Origin of the sequence: Streptomyces sp. CA-294286 (assembly GCF_050947155.1) — a bacterium.
Taxonomy (GTDB): Bacteria; Actinomycetota; Actinomycetes; order Streptomycetales; family Streptomycetaceae; genus Streptomyces.
In genome coordinates this window covers 6188368-6204727 of sequence record NZ_CP192005.1, presented here as the reverse complement: position 1 = coordinate 6204727, position 16360 = coordinate 6188368, and the positions used below count along the sequence as shown (strand labels likewise).

The 16360-nt window shown below is 68.6% G+C and carries 18 protein-coding genes and 1 pseudogene; 18 read left to right on the top strand and 1 reads right to left on the bottom strand.

Annotated features, from left to right (window positions below):
• Positions 1 to 39: 39 nt before the first annotated feature.
• The 17 genes from ACQPZG_RS32125 to ACQPZG_RS32045 all read left to right on the top strand — a co-directional run bounded on the left by ACQPZG_RS32125 (position 40) and on the right by ACQPZG_RS32045 (position 14263).
• Positions 40 to 243 (top strand): DUF5999 family protein, encoded by a 204-nt coding sequence (locus tag ACQPZG_RS32125; RefSeq protein ID WP_433549193.1) that lies wholly within the window; start codon positions 40 to 42, stop codon positions 241 to 243.
• Complete coding sequence (locus ACQPZG_RS32120; RefSeq protein ID WP_433549192.1) at positions 240 to 1085, top strand: SAM-dependent methyltransferase; 846 nt, start codon at positions 240 to 242, stop codon at positions 1083 to 1085. The genes ACQPZG_RS32125 and ACQPZG_RS32120 overlap by 4 nt, the downstream gene beginning before the upstream one ends.
• Entirely contained in the window at positions 1082 to 1618 is a 537-nt protein-coding gene (locus ACQPZG_RS32115) for a GntR family transcriptional regulator (protein ID WP_433549191.1), read from the top strand. Before ACQPZG_RS32120 ends, ACQPZG_RS32115 begins: the two co-directional genes overlap by 4 nt.
• Positions 1618 to 2130 (top strand): hypothetical protein, encoded by a 513-nt coding sequence (locus ACQPZG_RS32110; protein WP_433549190.1) that lies wholly within the window; start codon positions 1618 to 1620, stop codon positions 2128 to 2130. The genes ACQPZG_RS32115 and ACQPZG_RS32110 overlap by 1 nt, the downstream gene beginning before the upstream one ends.
• A gap of 110 nt (positions 2131 to 2240) precedes the next feature.
• Positions 2241 to 2732, top strand: coding sequence for a GntR family transcriptional regulator (locus tag ACQPZG_RS32105; protein ID WP_433549189.1), 492 nt, complete (start codon positions 2241 to 2243; stop codon positions 2730 to 2732).
• A complete protein-coding gene (locus ACQPZG_RS32100; RefSeq protein ID WP_433549188.1) occupies positions 2726 to 3274 on the top strand; it encodes a hypothetical protein in 549 nt (182 codons plus the stop codon). Before ACQPZG_RS32105 ends, ACQPZG_RS32100 begins: the two co-directional genes overlap by 7 nt.
• A 5-nt stretch (positions 3275 to 3279) precedes the next feature.
• Entirely contained in the window at positions 3280 to 4167 is an 888-nt protein-coding gene (locus tag ACQPZG_RS32095) for a phosphotransferase family protein (RefSeq protein WP_433549630.1), read from the top strand.
• Positions 4164 to 4625: a DUF6082 family protein gene (locus ACQPZG_RS32090; RefSeq protein ID WP_433549187.1), complete on the top strand. Its 462-nt coding sequence runs from the start codon at positions 4164 to 4166 to the stop codon at positions 4623 to 4625. The genes ACQPZG_RS32095 and ACQPZG_RS32090 overlap by 4 nt, the downstream gene beginning before the upstream one ends.
• 51 nt (positions 4626 to 4676) lie before the next feature.
• Positions 4677 to 5297: a hypothetical protein gene (locus ACQPZG_RS32085; protein WP_433549186.1), complete on the top strand. Its 621-nt coding sequence runs from the start codon at positions 4677 to 4679 to the stop codon at positions 5295 to 5297.
• A 233-nt stretch (positions 5298 to 5530) separates the two neighbouring features.
• Entirely contained in the window at positions 5531 to 6094 is a 564-nt protein-coding gene (locus ACQPZG_RS32080; protein WP_433549185.1) for an NUDIX domain-containing protein, read from the top strand.
• Positions 6095 to 6263: 169 nt separating this feature from the next.
• Entirely contained in the window at positions 6264 to 7511 is a 1248-nt protein-coding gene (locus ACQPZG_RS32075) for a methyltransferase domain-containing protein (RefSeq protein WP_433549184.1), read from the top strand.
• A 97-nt stretch (positions 7512 to 7608) separates the two neighbouring features.
• Positions 7609 to 8313 carry a uracil-DNA glycosylase family protein gene (locus ACQPZG_RS32070; RefSeq protein ID WP_433549183.1) on the top strand — a complete coding sequence of 235 codons (705 nt, stop codon included), beginning with the start codon at positions 7609 to 7611 and terminating at the stop codon, positions 8311 to 8313.
• A gap of 94 nt (positions 8314 to 8407) precedes the next feature.
• The gene (locus ACQPZG_RS32065; protein ID WP_433549182.1) at positions 8408 to 9184 is read left to right on the top strand and encodes a nucleoside 2-deoxyribosyltransferase; all 777 of its coding nucleotides are present in this window, start codon (positions 8408 to 8410) and stop codon (positions 9182 to 9184) included.
• Between the two features lie 162 nt (positions 9185 to 9346).
• Entirely contained in the window at positions 9347 to 11119 is a 1773-nt protein-coding gene (locus ACQPZG_RS32060) for an AMP-binding protein (protein ID WP_433549181.1), read from the top strand.
• A complete protein-coding gene (locus ACQPZG_RS32055; RefSeq protein ID WP_433549180.1) occupies positions 11116 to 12252 on the top strand; it encodes a beta-ketoacyl synthase N-terminal-like domain-containing protein in 1137 nt (378 codons plus the stop codon). Before ACQPZG_RS32060 ends, ACQPZG_RS32055 begins: the two co-directional genes overlap by 4 nt.
• A 20-nt stretch (positions 12253 to 12272) precedes the next feature.
• Positions 12273 to 13217 carry a beta-ketoacyl synthase N-terminal-like domain-containing protein gene (locus tag ACQPZG_RS32050; RefSeq protein ID WP_433549179.1) on the top strand — a complete coding sequence of 315 codons (945 nt, stop codon included), beginning with the start codon at positions 12273 to 12275 and terminating at the stop codon, positions 13215 to 13217.
• A gap of 41 nt (positions 13218 to 13258) precedes the next feature.
• Positions 13259 to 14263, top strand: coding sequence for an alpha/beta fold hydrolase (locus ACQPZG_RS32045; RefSeq protein WP_433549178.1), 1005 nt, complete (start codon positions 13259 to 13261; stop codon positions 14261 to 14263).
• 77 nt (positions 14264 to 14340) lie between these two features.
• On the opposite strand, the pseudogene ACQPZG_RS32040 reads toward ACQPZG_RS32045, so the two are convergent.
• Positions 14341 to 14729, bottom strand: a pseudogene (locus ACQPZG_RS32040) (hypothetical protein).
• A gap of 359 nt (positions 14730 to 15088) precedes the next feature.
• Between ACQPZG_RS32040 and ACQPZG_RS32035 the strand changes: the two are divergent.
• Positions 15089 to 16330: a phosphotransferase enzyme family protein gene (locus ACQPZG_RS32035; RefSeq protein ID WP_433549177.1), complete on the top strand. Its 1242-nt coding sequence runs from the start codon at positions 15089 to 15091 to the stop codon at positions 16328 to 16330.
• Positions 16331 to 16360 lie beyond the last annotated feature (30 nt).

Sequence of the window (16360 nt, the reverse complement as noted above, 5' to 3'; positions counted from 1 at the left end):
GTCCCCCCGTTCCCTTCGACTCCCCCAAGGACCCCCGCCGTGTGCAAGCACCACCCGCCGTGCCCGTCCGCCGAGTCCGACGACCGCGAAGCCACCGCGATCACCGTCACCTGCCGGGAACAGGGCTGGGCGCGCGGATGCAACGGCCTCTACTTCTTCGAGGACACCGGGCTGCTGCTGCCGGACGGGCAGATTATCGCCCCGCACCGGCCCCTGCCCGAGCACATGGAGGCGTCCGCATGAATACCGTAAGCCTTCTCGCCCCCCGCGGCAGCGCCCTCGACCAGGCCCTCTACGACACCGCCTCTTCAGCGCGCCTGTACGAATTCCTGCTCGGTGGCACTGAATGCTACGAAGCCGACCGCGAGGCCGCCTTCGCGGTGTACGCAACCGCCGAGTGGGTCAAAACGGCTGCCCTCATCAACCGTGACTTCAGCCTTCGATCGGTCGAATTCTCCCTCGGCCTGGGAGTGCGTCAGTTCGTCGACCTCGGATGCGGCCTCCCGGGCTTCGTCAACGTGCACGAGATCGCTGACAAGCTCCAGCCCCGGCAACCGGTTGTCTACGTGGACCGCGACCCATTGGTGTACGCGCACGCGCGATCCCACTTGGACGCGCGCCCCGGAGTGAGCGTCATTCACGCCGACATCCTTGCCATGGACCGGCTTCTGACCTGTGACGTCATGCGCGCGGCGGTGGACTTGAACGAGCCCGTTGCGGTGCTTCTGCACGACGTACTCTCCTGGTGCACGGACGACGAGGCCGTGAAGCGGGCCATGGCGATCCTCCGCGCCTGGCTGCCGAGCGGCAGCACTCTCTCCATCTCGCACCTCACCGATCACTGGCACCCTGCCACGATGCCCGCCGTGGTGGCCACCTACGCGCAGCACGGTATGGAGGTGCGCCCCCGTTCCCGTGAGGAGATCGCGGAGCTGTTCGGAGACTTCGTGCAGTCGAAGGGGCTGGTCGCCACCGGCAAGTGGCATGGGACCGGGCGCTGGGTGCGCCACCGCGAAGAGCACTCGGCGGCCTTCGCCGGGATCGCGGTCAAGCCCGCCCCGCGTCCGTCGGGGGTACTGGCGTGACTTCCTCCACCAGCCCGCAGACCACTGTGGGACGGGCCACCGCGATCCTGCGCGCGCGGATCGTCTCCGGCAGTTACCCGCCCGAGGCTCCCCTGCCGCTCCTGCAGTCCCTCGCCGCGAGCCTGGACGTCGGCATGCAGTCCCTGCACGAGGCACTCGGCCGTCTCGCGGCCGAAGGACTGATCGCGCGGGGAATCCGCCGACGCCCGTACGTACTCACCGAGCCCGCCACCCCGTCCCCGGTGGCCCGTGTCGCCCACCACCTGCGGTCCGGTGTCGCTGACGGCGTCTACGCCCCCGGGCAGGAGATCTCCGTGTTCGCACTCGTCGAAACGATGGGCGTGAGCTGGCCGGTCGCCGAACTGGGCTGCACGTGGGCCAGGCACGAGGGGTACCTCCGAAACCACCCTTGCCGCTCCGGTCACGTACTGATCGCCGGTGAACCCGCCGACTACTGCCTCCCCGAGCCCCCGGGCCCTGCAGTCCTTCCGAGTGACCAGCTCGAACCCGTGCTGAGCGGACGGGGAACTTGATGAGCGCCGCAACGGTCCTCCCGGCGGACCCGGTGACTTCGAGAACGCTGACCGACCAGGACCTCGGACTGCTGCTTCTGCTGGCCAACGGCACGAGTCTGGCCGGGCTGGCCCGCCACGGCTTCCCCCGTCGGCAGGTGCGAGAACGGCTCAGTGCCCTGCGCCCCCTACTCGGCGCCGCCACGGGCCGACCTGAGGAAACCGTCTTCCTCGCCGTTGCCCACGGGCTGATCGACCCCCCGCCCGGTGTGCCGACGGTGCTCTGCGCGAGCACGTTCGTCTTCCTCGCCGACCTCGCCCTGGGACGCGATACCAGGGTCATGGCCGCGCGGGACGGCACCCGCGGGGAGCGTTGGTACGACGCGCTCAGCAGAAGAGCCCTCTCCGAGGCAGGCGCCCGCAGCCAGGCCCACGCCGTCTATCTGCACGCCTCCGACCTCCTGGCCATATCCGCCGAGGAGATGACCGCAATGCGCCAGGCCGCCCGCACAGAGCGGGCCGGCCTTCCCTAGTCCGGCCGCCTCGCCGTGCGGCGGCACCTGGCCCGCACCGCGAGGCGGCCCTCACCACCCCGCCCCGCCCTCGACTTGCTGACCTGATCCAATCCAAGGAGTTCTCGCACGTGACTGCCACCGTGCACACGCCGGACCGATGCCCGCCCTGGCTCGACGCCATAGAGGATCCGGTGACCGCACAGGCCGCCAGGGCCCTGCACCAGCACATCCGCGCACGGTGTCCGTCCGGCTCCCGGCTGCCCACGGACCGCACGCTCGCCGCCCAACTGGGCCACTCCCAGCACACGATCTATCGGGCAAGACGCCACCTCGAAACCCACGGGCTCCTCTCCGGCCGCAATCGCACCGTCCTCGGCTCCGGTGACACGCACCCCGACGACATCGCCCTGTCCGCCTGTGTCCGCGACCGCATCCGCTCCGGCTACTACCAGCCCGGACACGCACTGCCCACCGGCACCCTCGGCGCCGACTTCGCCCTCACCAGAGCCCAGGTCCGCCGAGCCTGCCGCCCCCTGATCGCCGCCGGCCTCCTGCACGACCAGGACGGACCGCACGGGCCGGGACTCTACGTCGCCCACCCCCTGAGGCAGCCGTGCTGAACCACACCCTCACCCCTCTGCCGCTGGAACCACGGCACCTGCAGCTGCTCGCGCTGCGCGCCGACGGACACAGCATGGCCCGTAGCGCCGCGACACTGCGGCGGACCCCCGCCACGCTGTACAACCACGCCTCCGAGTGCAACCGGCGCCTGGGGGTGCCCACCGTGGAAGCTGCCGTCCACGTCTGCTACCTCGCCCAGCTCCTCCCCCGCCCCGACCTGGCCGAGTTCACCCTGGACCTCGGCTGGGAGGACCTGGAGCTGTGGCGACTGCTGGCGACGGGCGCCACCACCGCACACCTCTCCCACGCCCTCGACCTCAGCGTCTCCACCATCACCCTCCGGACCAAGGACCTGCGCCAGCGCACCCTGTGCACCAGCCGACCGCAACTGGTCTCCCGGGGCTGGAGCCACGGCGTCCTCCACGACTCGCTCGTCCGCATGGCCAGTGGCCGCACCGTGCTGCTCCCGCCGGTGCCACCCGCCGGCGGCACTCCATTCGTCTGGGCTCCCCAGGCCATCCCCGCAGGGAGTTCCTCGTGATCGACATGCCCGCCAACGTGATGGCCCTGGTGACGGGTGCGGCCGGTGTGTGCCGGATCGTCGCCGAGCGCTCCTGGCCCGGCCCGCGCCGCAACCGCGTATGGGAAGTGGAGGCGGGCACCGCCGGGTACGGGGTTCGACTGATCGTCAAACAGCACGCGACGACAGGCGCGTTTCAGCGAGAGGCCGCTGCCTACCAGAGCATTACCCCGGCGCTGGGGAACGACCGTACGGCAGACCTTGTCGCTGTCGATGAAACCGCCCGGGCTCTCGTCCTCACCCGCATCCCCGGCACACCCGTTTCCTGCCTGCGGCTCGACGCCGATGCAATGACGGAGGTCTACCGGCAGGCGGGCACCTTGCTGGCAGCGCTGCACGCCCACCCGGCCCCCGCGCCAGCGGCCGGGCGCGTTACCTGGCAGGACGAGCTTGCGCAGGTGACGGAGGAACTGACCGCGCTGCCGGACGAAACAGCGACCATGCTGAAAGACCTGCTCCACTCCGGACCCCCGCCCCGGCTGTCGCTGATCACCGCGCACGGCGACTGGATGCCCCGCAACTGGCTCTGGGACGACCACCGTCTGCGGATCATCGACTTCGAGGACACCGGCAGCTCGCCCGCCGACCGCACCGACCTCGCCCGCCTCGGGTACCGCGTCCTGCGCGGCCACCCCGACCTCGACGCAGCCTTCCGTCAGGGCTTCGGCCGCGCTTTCACCCCGGCCGAGCACAAAGCGATGCGCCTCTCAGCGGCTCTGGACGCGCTGCGCGCCCTGCGCTGGGGCCGCATCCACGGCGACGAGTCGACCCTCACCGAAGCCCACACCATGCTCGACCACCTGCACGCGGACCAGTACCAGCCGTGGAACACAGCCACTCGGAGCGCAGCATGACCAGGCGCGGCGGAAGTCGACTGTTCGCCGTCGTGCTCGGTACCTCGGTCCTGGGCGGCGCCCTCCTCCTCGCAGCCCAGCAGCGCGCCCGCAACGTTCTCGCTTTCGAGGCGCAACGCCAGCGTCTCCTCGCTGGGATGTCCGAGCACCCTGAGCTGCACAGCGCGTGGGCGCCGCTGCAGGGAACGGAGCCCGCCACGAGCACACCCGAGCTGCTGCATCACCAGGCGTGGGTGTCGCTGTGGGCTGCGGGCTACCGCGCGAACGTTCTGTCACTGCAGGAGATCCGGGCCGCCGCAACCCTCCTGTTCGCCACGGCAACCGGCGCCGACTTCTGGCGCTGGGCGCGCACCTGGAACACCGACCTCCCGCACAGCGCCACCGAACTACGCGTGTACGAAACCCTCGACGAGGTCTACGGCATCGAATCCGGGGACGACGCCGCACACGACCTTTGAGGCCGCCTCATTTCCCGCCCCGGCCCACCTCACGGAAGGAACCCAGCACCGATGACCGCTCCCACTCTCACTCCGCCGACCCCTCAGATCACCCGGCAGGACCGCTCCGACGTCGTCCTCGCGCTCCGCCGCGAGCTGGCCGCCGCCGGCCTGGCATCCCTCGGCCCCGACCCCATGCCCACCAGCTCAGATCCAGCCGAACCGCTGCGCCTGGACAGGATCAGCCTCCAGGACGCCGCAGAACTGACGCGTCTCCTGCACCGAGCCCAGCGCCCCGCGTACAAGGCTGCCAAGGCCCTGCGCCTCGCCGCCGAGGCACACCGGCTCCGGCGGTTCCCCACCCCAACGGTCCTCGGCGGACAGATCCACCTCGGCTCCGTCCCCGTTCCCACCGGGGACCGCCTCGCCACCCTCTTGGGCGCCCCGCCCTGGAGCAGCGGCATGGCAGCCGAAGACATCGCGGAATGGCACGAGGCCGAGCCGCTCCTCGACCGTCTCCAGGCTGCCTTCCGAGCGGCGACCGGTGGCCGGCGCATGGAATTGGACTTCGAGCCCTACTGCGCCCGCGGATGCGGCGAGGCCCTCGTCGTCCTGGGCCCCCTCGACGTGGCCACCGCACGACGCCTGGTGAAGGTGCTGCAGTACGGCGTACGCGAGGAACCCGCCGGATGAGGTAGCTGGCAACGTTCCGACCGCATTTCGGCCGCTAGCGCCAACGCGGACCTGGGCCGCACCGTCGTCAGCTCAGCAGCTGGCGCTTCCCGGGGCATCCCCGCCGTCAACTCCCGCTCTCAGTCCCTCCCTGTCTCAAGGAGCACTCCATCACCCACTCGGACAGCAACTACAGTCGCCCCGGACAACGCCGCACGGACGGCCTGGCCCTGTTCCAAAACACGGGTGGCGAAGTGTTCCGCGTCAACCCTTCCAACGAAGAGGGACACGTCCTCGTCGGCACCGGCCCCCGACCGTCGGACGCGGACTACAGCCACCCCGGACGACGCCACATCGGCTGCCTGGCCCTGATTCGGAACACCGGTGGCGAGGTGCTCCTCGTCAACCCTTCCTACGAGGAGGGGCACGTTCTCGTAGGCGGCGGCGCCCGACCGGACGAGGAAGCGCAGCACGCCGCGTACCGCGCGGCGGTCGAGGAGACCGGCCTCACCCAGCTCACCATCGGCGACCTGCTGCTCGTCGACTACAGTCCCGCCAACCCGAAGACCGGATCCGTCGAGGGATACCACCTGGTCTTCGACGCGGGGGTGGTCACCGACGACGCCGCCATCACCCTGCCCGCCGGCCTCCCCGGCCAGCAGCCTGAGTTCACGAGCTGGGTGTTCTGCTCGCCGGACCAGCTGGACACCTACTGCGAGCCCTCCCAGGCCCGACGGATCACTCAGGCCCTGGCCGCACTCGCCCACCCGTCCCGCCGCGGTCTGCGCACCGAAGGCATGCCCGTGAACGCGAGCTAGACACGCCTCAGGTCAGGGCGGCGCCGTCCTTCTCCTCCAGCCACTGCCACGGAGACCTCATCCGAAGTTCACGTTCCGTGTCACCGCGAAGGGTGCCAGTGATGGTGATCACCCGCTTAGTGCTGCCAGCCAACACGACGAGCCGTTGCTCCGAGGAACAGAGGCCCGCATGAGCCCGAACAGTACCTACTGGATGAACTACGCCATCAGCGTCGCGGAAAGGGCTCCAAACCAAGGTCAGCGAGTCGGCGTCGCCCTCGTTTCCGAACACAATGAGTTGATCTGCTCCGCCTTCGAGGGCGAAGCAGTCGGCGGATCGTGGTACCGCACTCTGCGGAGCAAGATTCAGGAACTCGGAACGCCCAGCGCTCATCGCGCTTATCTGACAATCAACACCCTGGCAGCAGACGGCTCGTTCGAGCTCGGCGAGCTCTTGAAGGCGGTGCGCATTGACAGGGTCTACGTTGGTCTGCCAGACCCTGCGCTGACGACGTACCTCGACGACGACCCCGTCACTGAACGAGGCCACGTCCACCGCTTCTCCGACGATCTGCAGCGTCAGATCCTCAAGCAGAACCACGACCTTTACGCAGCGAGCGAGCAAAGAATCGACTGCAATCCCCACTACTCCACACACCGCATCAGTGAAGCCGTCTCCTCCCGGCTGACGTCGAGGGGGTTCGCCCTCACCAGGAGTGACGTCAACGCGAACAGGGGAAGGTCTGCCCTCGCTTCCCTGATTCGCCAGAGGTACGGGATCGAGTCTGCTGAAGCTGATCGCGCCGTAGGCACCGCACTGTCCGAAGCGTTCGATGCGAAGTACGGCGCCTATGACCACGCGTACGACGCTCGTGCCGCCAACGCGAGGTGGATGGACGACTTCATGTCGGTTTACAGGCAGTCGTCCACACATTCGCTGCCTAGCGTCAACATCCTCAACGTCGGTGTCGGGGCCGGCCACGAAGCGGTCGCCCTGTTTTCTGATTGCCCGCAAACCACGTTTGTTGACATCGCAGAAAGCGGCCTTGCGAACATAAGCCGACATATTCCCGCGTCCAGAACGGTTGTCTCCAGCGCCGAAGACCTGTCCGCACTACCGGAAATGAGCTACGATCTTTACGTCTCGTTGAGGACTTACAACTCCTCGTTCTTCGACACGTCCGCGGCAGCCTCAGAAGCTCACAGAGTATTGAAGCCCGGTGCGGTGATTGTCGTCTCCGTAGCCAACGGATTCTTATATACTCAGCGGGGCTGCGTCGTGCCAGGATTGATCATCCCCGGTACTGAGTTCGTCGACCTCTACCGCGGAATGGAAACGGCCAATCTGATTGGCGCGGAGTTCGAAAGTGCTGGGTTCAAAGACATTCGAATGCGCCCGACAAGCACCGAGATCTATCTGTCGGCTGTCGCCGCCTGACGCTTCCCCCAGTCGGCCACGTCCGGCGACGGCCGGGAGCGACCGGACTGTCCAGAGCGACCAGTGAGAAGGAAGGACTTCTGCAATGAACGGGCAAATGACCGTTGCCGATCGGATCTTGCAGTTCAACCAGGAGCTTGCGGAGACGACGCTTGAACTGCCGCCCGGATTCGCGGTCCTCAACCCGTTCAGCGGCCCCCAGAAGGAGCGCGTCCACGAGGTGACTACCGCGTTCTACCGCAAGTACTACGACGACGACAGGCCGCGCCGTCTGGTGCTGGGGAGCTCGCCCGCCCGACGGGGCACGGCCGTGACCGGGGTCCCGTTCGAAGACGCCAAGCTCCTCGAAAGCGAAACGGGAGTCGATGTCGACGGCTATGCGGTGAGCCGGCCCTCCGCCGGGTTCCTGCACGACGTCATCAGGCGCTACGGGGGCCGGGCAAGGTTCTACGCCGACTTCGTCATGAGCTTTGTGTGCCCTCTCGGACTGGTGAAAACAAACGGCCAGGGAAGGGAGGTCAACTGCAACTTCTACGAAAACAAGAAGTTGCTGGAGCTTCTGCACACATTCCTTGTCAACGCTCTAGAGCGTCAGGTCACATTTGGAACCGACACCTCGGTGTGCTACTGCATCGGCAGCGGCGAGAACTTCAAGTTCCTCTCGAAGGTGAACGAGGGTCAGCGCTTCTTCAAAAAGATCGTCCCCCTGGAACACCCGCGCTTCATCACGCAATACAACGGGGCGAGAACAGAAGAATTTGCCGAGAAGTACCTCAGTACTTTCCGTGGAGAAGACGACTAGCTGCGCCGCCCTCCGCAGCATCTCTCGCGGCTGATTCCCCGCAGGCTGACGGCTCCCAACGCGACGGATCGAAAAGAAGGAGAACAGCACAGTGGTGACAGAAGGCAGGGTCCTGGTCCACTTCGGTTCGGAACGCGTCAGCGTCTACCGCCTCCAAAGCGGCGAGCTGCAGCTACTCGCGAGGGAGCGGCTTCCATTCGGAGCCGGCCTCACCGGCGTGGCGCACGGGGACAGCGTTGGCGAGTTCTGCGCCGGGCTCAAGGAGTTCACCGAGACCGTTGACAACAAGAGCACGCGGGTGCACGCCACCGGGGTCTTCCAGCAGCTCCCGCAGCCGGAAGCGGCCACGCTGGTCAACAGCTTCTACGTCGACACGGGCCTCTACTTCAACATCGTGGGGCCCGAGCTGGAACGGTTCTACCTGGACACGGGCATGTCCGCCTGCGGCTCGAGCGACATGGTGGAAGGCTTGATCCGGCGGGAGCTTCGGACGGCAGTCGTCTGCGGCAGCTTCCAGCAGTCCCTGGGGCACATCGAGGGCACCATCACCCAGCTGCGGGAAACCGGCACCCAGGTGCTCAGCCCCCGCAGCACCAGAATCAAGCCGGAGACCGAGGGCACCGACTTCATCCTCTTCGACTACCAGCCCGCGTTGAAGAACAAACGCGACACGTGGCGGCACAAGTACGTGCACATGGACGCCTTCAGGCAGGCCGACGCTGTCGTCGTGTGCAACCCGGGCGGTCGTGTCGGAAGGGGGACCGTCTTCGAGCTCGGCTTCATGTCCGCGCTCGGTAAGAGGGTCATCTTCACGGAGGAGCCCCTGGGCGTGTCTGTGTCCTTCCCCTGCGAGGTAGGCCTGGGCGCCTGAGCAACCCGCGGAGGACTGCCGCACCTCACCCCGTTCCCGCGTCTTCGCCTGGCTCGGGTCTTGGTGAACGGCGCAGTCCCCGCACGCAGGCCGCCTGCTTGTTCTCTCTACCCACCCTGATCCCGCTTCTCGGCTACGAAGATTCGGAAAGGACTCCCGCCGGTGGAACACATCGACATAGCGCGCGACAGACTGCGAGAGATCGTGGCGTCTGTCCTTGAGGTGGACAAGGAAGCCATCGCGCCTGGTGCCCTGTTCTATGAGGAACTCGGCATGAGCTCCTTGGAGAAGGTCGTGGTCGTGGTCGCGGTCGAGCGCGAGTTCGGGGCCCTGTCGGCGCAGGAAGCAGCAGCCTTCACCAGCCTGGACGCCGCGGCGGCCGTGCTCGGCGAGCGGGCAAAAACCCTCCGGGATGTCGACCTGATCGACCTCATGGTGGCGGGCCATGTCTGCGCTGGCCGGGGTGACCGGGCCAGCTACCTCGACCCCCAGGCCGGGGAGATCACCTACGCGGGCCTCCTGGAGGCAACCCGCGGGTACGCGGGCGCGCTCAGGGCAGCGGGCGTGCCCGAGAGGGCTCGCGGCCTCCTGGTCGCCGACGACTCCGTGGCGACCGTAGTCGCCGTCCTCGGCCTGTGGTGGCACGGCTGCGTCCCCGTGGTGATCAGCCCGGAGCTCACGGACGACGAGGTCGGCTACATCGCCGAGGACTGCGCCGCCGCGATGGTGCACCTGGACGCAGCCCCCGAGCGGCAACGCGCCCTGGAGGAGTTGCTCGTCACGACGCCCCGGTTCACCGGCGCCGAGGTCCGAGCCGCTCTGACGACGGCCGAGCCCGGCCCCGCACGGCGCCCGGAGGAGGCTGGGCCGCCGGCCGCCTGGAGTGCGGGGCGTGAGGCGCTGGTGCAGTACACCTCCGGAAGCACCGGCATGCCCAAGGGGGTGCGGCACTCGGCGGGGGCGATCGCGGCCATGGCCGACGGCGTCGGCTTGGTCCTGGCACTGACTCCCGAGGACACCGTGCTGTCCAGCGCCCGGATGTCCTTCGGCTACGGCTTCGGCAACTCCGTCCTGTGCCCTCTGGCGGCCGGCGCCCGCGTTGCACTGATCCGCGGCGCGGTCGACGTCCACTCACTCACCGCCGCTCTGCAACACCACCGCCCCACCGTGCTGTTCTCCGTCCCACGGCTGTACGCCGCGGTGCTGAACACATCCGAGACGGCAGCGGTCGACTCCGTGCGGCTGTGCGTGTCGGCGGGCGAGAATCTGCCGGGCCCGCTCAGCGAGCGGATCCGCACCGCCTTCCAGGCCGAACTGCGCAACGGCCTCGGCGCAACCGAGGTGCTCCACATCGTCGTCGGCACACCACCGGGGAACGAGCGTCCGGGCACCTTCGGGGTGGTGATACCCGGGATCACCGCGACCGTCCGCGCCGCAGACGGCGCGCCCGTCGCCGACGGCCAAGAGGGCCGGCTGCACATCGCCGGGCCGACCGTCGCCCTCGGCTACATCGGCCGCCCGGTGGCCGCAGCGGCCACCTTCGCCGATGGCGGCGCCTACACCGGCGACGTGGTGCGCCGGGCGCCGGACGGCACGTTCACCCATCTCTGCCGCGTCGATGACCTGCTCAACCTGGGCGGCTACAAGGTCGCGCCGGGTGAGATCGAGAGCGTCATCCGCAGCACTGACGGGGTCCAGGACTGCGCGGTGGTCGGCGGCCGAGACGCTGACGGCCTGGAGCAGGCCGTGGCTTACCTGGTGGCCCGGCCGGGATGCGACGAGGCCACGGTTCGGCGCGCGGTGGTAGCCGCGATCCGTGGCGGCCTTGCCGCCTACAAGCGGCCCGCCCGTCTGGAGTTTCGCGACGAGCTCCCGACCACGTCGACCGGCAAGCTGGCCGCCTTCAAGCTGCGGAAGGCGGCGGCACAGCAGTGACCTCGGACATTACGGGCATGGCCGCCGTCGCCAACATCGGTGCCAGCCCCGAGGAGATCTTCGCCGCGCTGTGCGCGGGCCAGGAGAGCCGCAGGCCCCTGCGAGCGTTCGACCCCGACCGGTACAGGGCGGCCTACGCCTACGAGATCGACGACCGGCCCGACGGCGGTGGTGACATCCCGCGGCGCGCCACCGGCTGGCTTACCACCGTGGTCCGTCAGGCAGTCGCTGACGCGGGCCTGGACGAGGACCTGTCCCAGGTACCGGTGCTGGTGGGGACCACCATGCGCGAGCAGCGCAGCCTCGAACTGTGGTGGCGCGACGACGCGGACGTCGCCCTCGAGGACCTGCACTTCGGCACCGCCCTGAAGGCGGCCTTCGGGGCGTCCACCACGTACACCTTCGCCAACGCCTGCTCCGCCACGCTGTACGCGCTCGGCATGGCCACCGACATGATCGAACTCGGCATGGCCGACACGGTCGTCGTCGCGGGCACCGACGCAGCCACCGAGAGCGGCTTCGGCACGCTCGACCGGGTGCAGAACGACATCCCCGACGCGCTGCGCCCCTTCAACGCCACGCACAAGGGCATGCTGATGGGTGAGGGCGCGGCGGCCGTCGTCGTCCAGCGCGCCGGCACCGGGAACGGCCCCGTGCACGCCCGGGTGCGCGGTGTGTCCATGAACTGCGACGCCCACCACGCCACCGCGCCCGACGCCGACGGCATCACCCGCGCAGTCCAGGACGCCTACCGCAGAGCAGGGGTGCGGGCGCAGGACATCGACCTGGTGATGCTGCACGGCAGCGGCACCCCCCGCAACGACGCAACGGAGTCGAGCGTCCTGCGCCGCATCTTCGACGGCGCCGGACCCGGTCCGCAGATGACCGCCATCAAGTCGATGACCGGCCACACCCTGGGCGGCTCGGGACTCCTCAGCCTCGTGATGGCGGTGCTCGCCATGAAGGAAGGGACGGTACCCCCGGTCCTGGGACTCGCCGATCCGATCCCCGAGGCCACGGGGCTGTACCTGGTGCAGGGCTCCCCCGTCTCCGGCGATCTGGCCATCGCGCAGATCGACGCGTTCGGCTTCGGAGGCATCAACGCCGTCGCGATTGTTGAGGCAGCCCGATGAGCGGGACAAGTACCGCACGGATGAGTATCCCGAGCGCCCGGAAGGTCGTCGTCACCGGCATCGGACTGGCGCTCCCCGGTGTCGCGACGTACGGCGACCTCCTCGGGCCCCTGCCCGGCGAGGGCGGCTTCGACCCGGCTACCGGACTCAGCGGGCGCGAGATGCGCCACAAGGACCGCGCGTCCCGGCTCGCCCTGCGGGCCGCCGAGTTCGCCCTCCACGACGCGGGCCTGACCGACGACGACGCCAGGTTTACGGGCGCCGCCGACTCGACCGCCGTCGTGGTCAGCACCAACCTGGGCAATGCGGACAGCGTCTGCGCAGCCACCGACACGATCGCCAGAGAAGGGGTCAGGGGCCTCAGCCCACTGGGCCTGCCCCAAACCTCAAGCAACGTCATCGCCGGCTGGGCGGCCATCCGATACGGGCTGCGCGGCCCCAACCTCACCGTCTGCAACGGGGTCACGAGCGGTCTGGACGCCCTCGCCTGGGCCCGAACCCTCATCGTGACCGGGCGCGCCGAAGCAGCCGTCGTCGTCGGCGTCGAACCAGCCAACGACGTGACGGCGAAGTTGCTCGGCGAGCAGTCCACCGACGCGGCGGTCGCCGTCGTCCTCGAACCGGCAGACTCAGCCGCTTGCCGTGGCGCACGGCCGCGCGCCACGATCGCCGGGTACGCGCGAGCCAGGGATCTCGCTGCGGCCCTCACCTGCGCCGGTGCGACGGAGGAGAAGTCCGTCGGACTGTGGCTCGGGGACGAAGTGGGTACGTGGGCGGGTCAGTTGCCCGCAGCCACACGCCGGATCGACCTGGAAGCCCAGTTGGGCCCGCTGTCCGGGGCACTGGGCGTTCTGCAGTGCGCCGCCGGGGTCGCCCACTTCGAGGGCGGCGCTATCGGGAACGTGCTCGCCGCGGCCGGAGGCCCTCACCACGACGCGGTAGCCGCCCTGCTGCTGACCCCTTGACCGACCACCCATCCGTCCACGTAGGAAGCCGAGGAGAACCCATGACCAGTACGACGGTGAACATCGAGGAACTCCGCGCCCTGATAGCCGGCGTACTGGAAGTCGAAGCCGAAGTGGTCGCCACCGAGGCGCACTTCGCTAACGAGCTCGACATCGACTCGCTGCTGATGCTCGAAATCTCCACCCGCGTGGAGAACGCGTACGACGTCCCGGAGAACACCGTGGTTATCAGCGGTGCCAGGACCCTCGCCGAGCTGCACGCCCATCTCGTCTCGAAGCTGGTCGGCGAGACGCCGACCGACCCGGTCATCCGCCCGAGGCCGCTGAGCGACCCAGCGGCGCGCCTGTTCCTGTTCCACCACGCCGGAGGCTCACACCTGCTCTATCGGGGCTGGGCGAAGCACTTCCCCCAGGACTGGGAGCTCTGTCTCTTGGAGGCCCCCGGCCGAGGCCACCTGCAGACACTTCCGCTGATCGACGACTGCGACCGGTTGGTCGACTACTTCTACAACGCCATCGCTCCGCTGCTCGACCGGCCCTTCGGGTTCTTCGGTCACAGCCTGGGCGCCCTCACCGCCTACCAGCTCACCTGCCGACTCCATCACGAGGGGGGCCCGCTGCCCGCCTGGCTGGGCGTGTCCGCCTATGGCGCCCCGCGGATCGAGGCCAGCACCGACGACCGCCCTCACCTGATGTCCGACGATGAACTGCGCAGCTGGCTGCGGAACGTCGGCGGCAGCACACCGCAGCTCCTCGACAACGACGCCGTCTGGCCCACGTTCGCCCCGGTGTTCCGCAGCGACTTCAGACTTCTGGCCACCTGGGCGCCGCCTCCCCACGAGCCCGAGCCGCTGCCCGTTTCGCTCTCGGTGTTCGGGGGCCGCCGCGACAAGCTGATCGGCGAGGACCGCCTGCTGTCCTGGCGAGCATTCACCACGCACTTCCGCGGACACGAGATGTACGACGGCGATCACTTCTACGTGATGAACCACCGGCAGCCTCTCGCTGCCGCCATCACGGCCGCGATGCGTTCCGCCACCGCATGAGCTGGCCCTCACGACCACGCTACCCGCTGGAGGATCAAGTCCAAGAGGATGCCCGCGGAGGGTGCAGGGGAGCGCTTTCAGGCGTCGGGGTCGACTTCGGGGTGCGTGAACCGCACGGGCCTGCCCAGCGACCGGGCGTAAACGATTTCGGCCCGGGTGCTGTCTCCGATGTAGTCGCCGACCACGAGCACCTCGTCGGCGAGCAGGATCTTCGACCGGTGCAGTTCGTCGAGTCGAACTTTCAGCGCCTCAGCCTCGACAGGATCGGACCAGAACTCGTGCGGCGACTTCAGGTCGCAACCCGGCTTGACGACAATCCTCCCGGCCTTGGTCTCCCGCAGATCAGCCTCGGCCATTTCGGCCATAAGCGAGTGGAGCCGCAGATCGCGACGATACGCGGAAAGCCCAGCTGCCTCTTCGCCTCGGCGAGCTTGTCCTCGGAGGTGATCACTTGCGGGGACGACACTGGTTCCTCCTAGTGGTGCGGCCCGAGGGGTGCCTGCGGAGACGAAAGCGAACGCATCCAAGATCAGCTTTGGGTGAACGACGTGAACACCCGCGCGCCCGCACTCTATGTGACGAGCACCCCTACGTGGTGCCGCGCCGCCCGCCGGCCAGCCCTACGCCCCGCCTATGCGATGCCGAACCGGTCACCCTCGCAACGAGAGACCGCTGTCGGTTACCGCGTTCAACTTCTCGGTCAGCCGTTTCACGTAGCAGGGCGCCACGATGTCGGCTCGGTCGGCCGGTCCTCCGCTGACAGCTGGTGGTAGTGCGGGGCGGGCTCGGGCACTGCCACAACCCGAACGAGGGTGGCGTCATCAGATGACCGCGTTGACGGAGCGGTGTCTGCCGGCGACCTTGCGACCCCGCTGCACTTGGCGCGGCCCACCGCAGCCTGATCGAACCGACCGTCTGCCACCCGCTCAGCATCTGAGCACTTCGCTGCGCATCGACGAGGAGACCATGTACACCGCATCTCACCAGCCCGCCACCAAGCCTGTCGCCGCGCCTTCCACACCCGGCCGCACCGCGGAGGGAAAGCAGATCAAGGCGGTCGCCGACACGCTGGTGCTCGCGTACGGGCTGCGCCCGGCAGACATCACGCGTATCCCGGAGGGCACCGCGACGGACAACTACGCCGTGGTGGACCAGGCGGGCCGGCGGCATTTTGCCAAGGTCTACCGCACCCGAGAGCACTTGGACCTGGAGCGGGAGTCGGTCCAACTGTCGGAGTACTGCGCCGACGGCGGTGTCGCGACCGCGCGGGCGACCCGCACGCGCGAGCACGACCTCATCGTGACCCACGGCCCCCAGCCGATGTCCCTGTGGTCGTACGTGCCGCACACCGCGACCGCCGAGGGCGGCCTGAGGGGTGCACGGTGGGCAGCTGTCGGCACCGCGGTGGGCCGCCTCCACCGTCGGCTCGCCGCTCACCCCGCCGCCGCACCCGCCCTGAAACCTGGCACCGCGGTGTGTGACGTGGCTACCGCACGAGACAGTTATGAGGGCCTGATTCTCGCGTTCCAAAGCAGGCCCGGGCTTGGGGAGTTCGAGGCATGGTCGCTGCAGGCGACGCGTGAACGGCAAGCGCTCTTCGGTGGCGTCGAGCGCATCCTTGCTTCGCTTCCCCCGCTGACGGTCCAGATCCTGCACGGCGACCTGTCCGGCCCCAACGTCTTGTTGAAGGACGACGACGCCGCCGCGTTCGTGGACTTCCGACCGCCCACACCCGGGTACCTCGCCTGGGAAATCGCGCGTCTGGGCTGTGACCCCAGCAGCGTGCTGGCCAACGGCGTGGAGGGCTGGCTCAACGGATACACCGATCTCAGCCTGGCCTATCGGGACGCCAACCCCGAGGCGTCCGCGGACGACCTCGTGTCCTCGCTCCGTGTGGGCTGCGCAGCCGTGCTCTGCTCGACGTTTCCGTTCTCGGCACCAGTGAAGCGTCCGCACATCGTCGACGCCGCACTTGAGTCCTACGGCAGGGCGCGGCACGAGGCCGATCTGATGCTGCTAAACCAGCTACCCGTATTTGAGGAGGCCCTGCGCGACGCCCTTCACTGAGTTCATGACCCTCATGGTCACGCAAGCCGC

Coding starts and splice junctions, on each gene's coding strand:
- ACQPZG_RS32120 (WP_433549192.1), top strand. CDS start 240: ATGAATACCGTAAGCCTTCTCGCCCCCCGCGGCAGCGCCCTCGACCAG.
- ACQPZG_RS32110 (WP_433549190.1), top strand. CDS start 1,618: ATGAGCGCCGCAACGGTCCTCCCGGCGGACCCGGTGACTTCGAGAACG.
- ACQPZG_RS32095 (WP_433549630.1), top strand. CDS start 3,280: ATGCCCGCCAACGTGATGGCCCTGGTGACGGGTGCGGCCGGTGTGTGC.
- ACQPZG_RS32090 (WP_433549187.1), top strand. CDS start 4,164: ATGACCAGGCGCGGCGGAAGTCGACTGTTCGCCGTCGTGCTCGGTACC.
- ACQPZG_RS32085 (WP_433549186.1), top strand. CDS start 4,677: ATGACCGCTCCCACTCTCACTCCGCCGACCCCTCAGATCACCCGGCAG.
- ACQPZG_RS32075 (WP_433549184.1), top strand. CDS start 6,264: ATGAGCCCGAACAGTACCTACTGGATGAACTACGCCATCAGCGTCGCG.
- ACQPZG_RS32070 (WP_433549183.1), top strand. CDS start 7,609: ATGACCGTTGCCGATCGGATCTTGCAGTTCAACCAGGAGCTTGCGGAG.
- ACQPZG_RS32050 (WP_433549179.1), top strand. CDS start 12,273: ATGAGTATCCCGAGCGCCCGGAAGGTCGTCGTCACCGGCATCGGACTG.
- ACQPZG_RS32045 (WP_433549178.1), top strand. CDS start 13,259: ATGACCAGTACGACGGTGAACATCGAGGAACTCCGCGCCCTGATAGCC.
- ACQPZG_RS32035 (WP_433549177.1), top strand. CDS start 15,089: ATGACCGCGTTGACGGAGCGGTGTCTGCCGGCGACCTTGCGACCCCGC.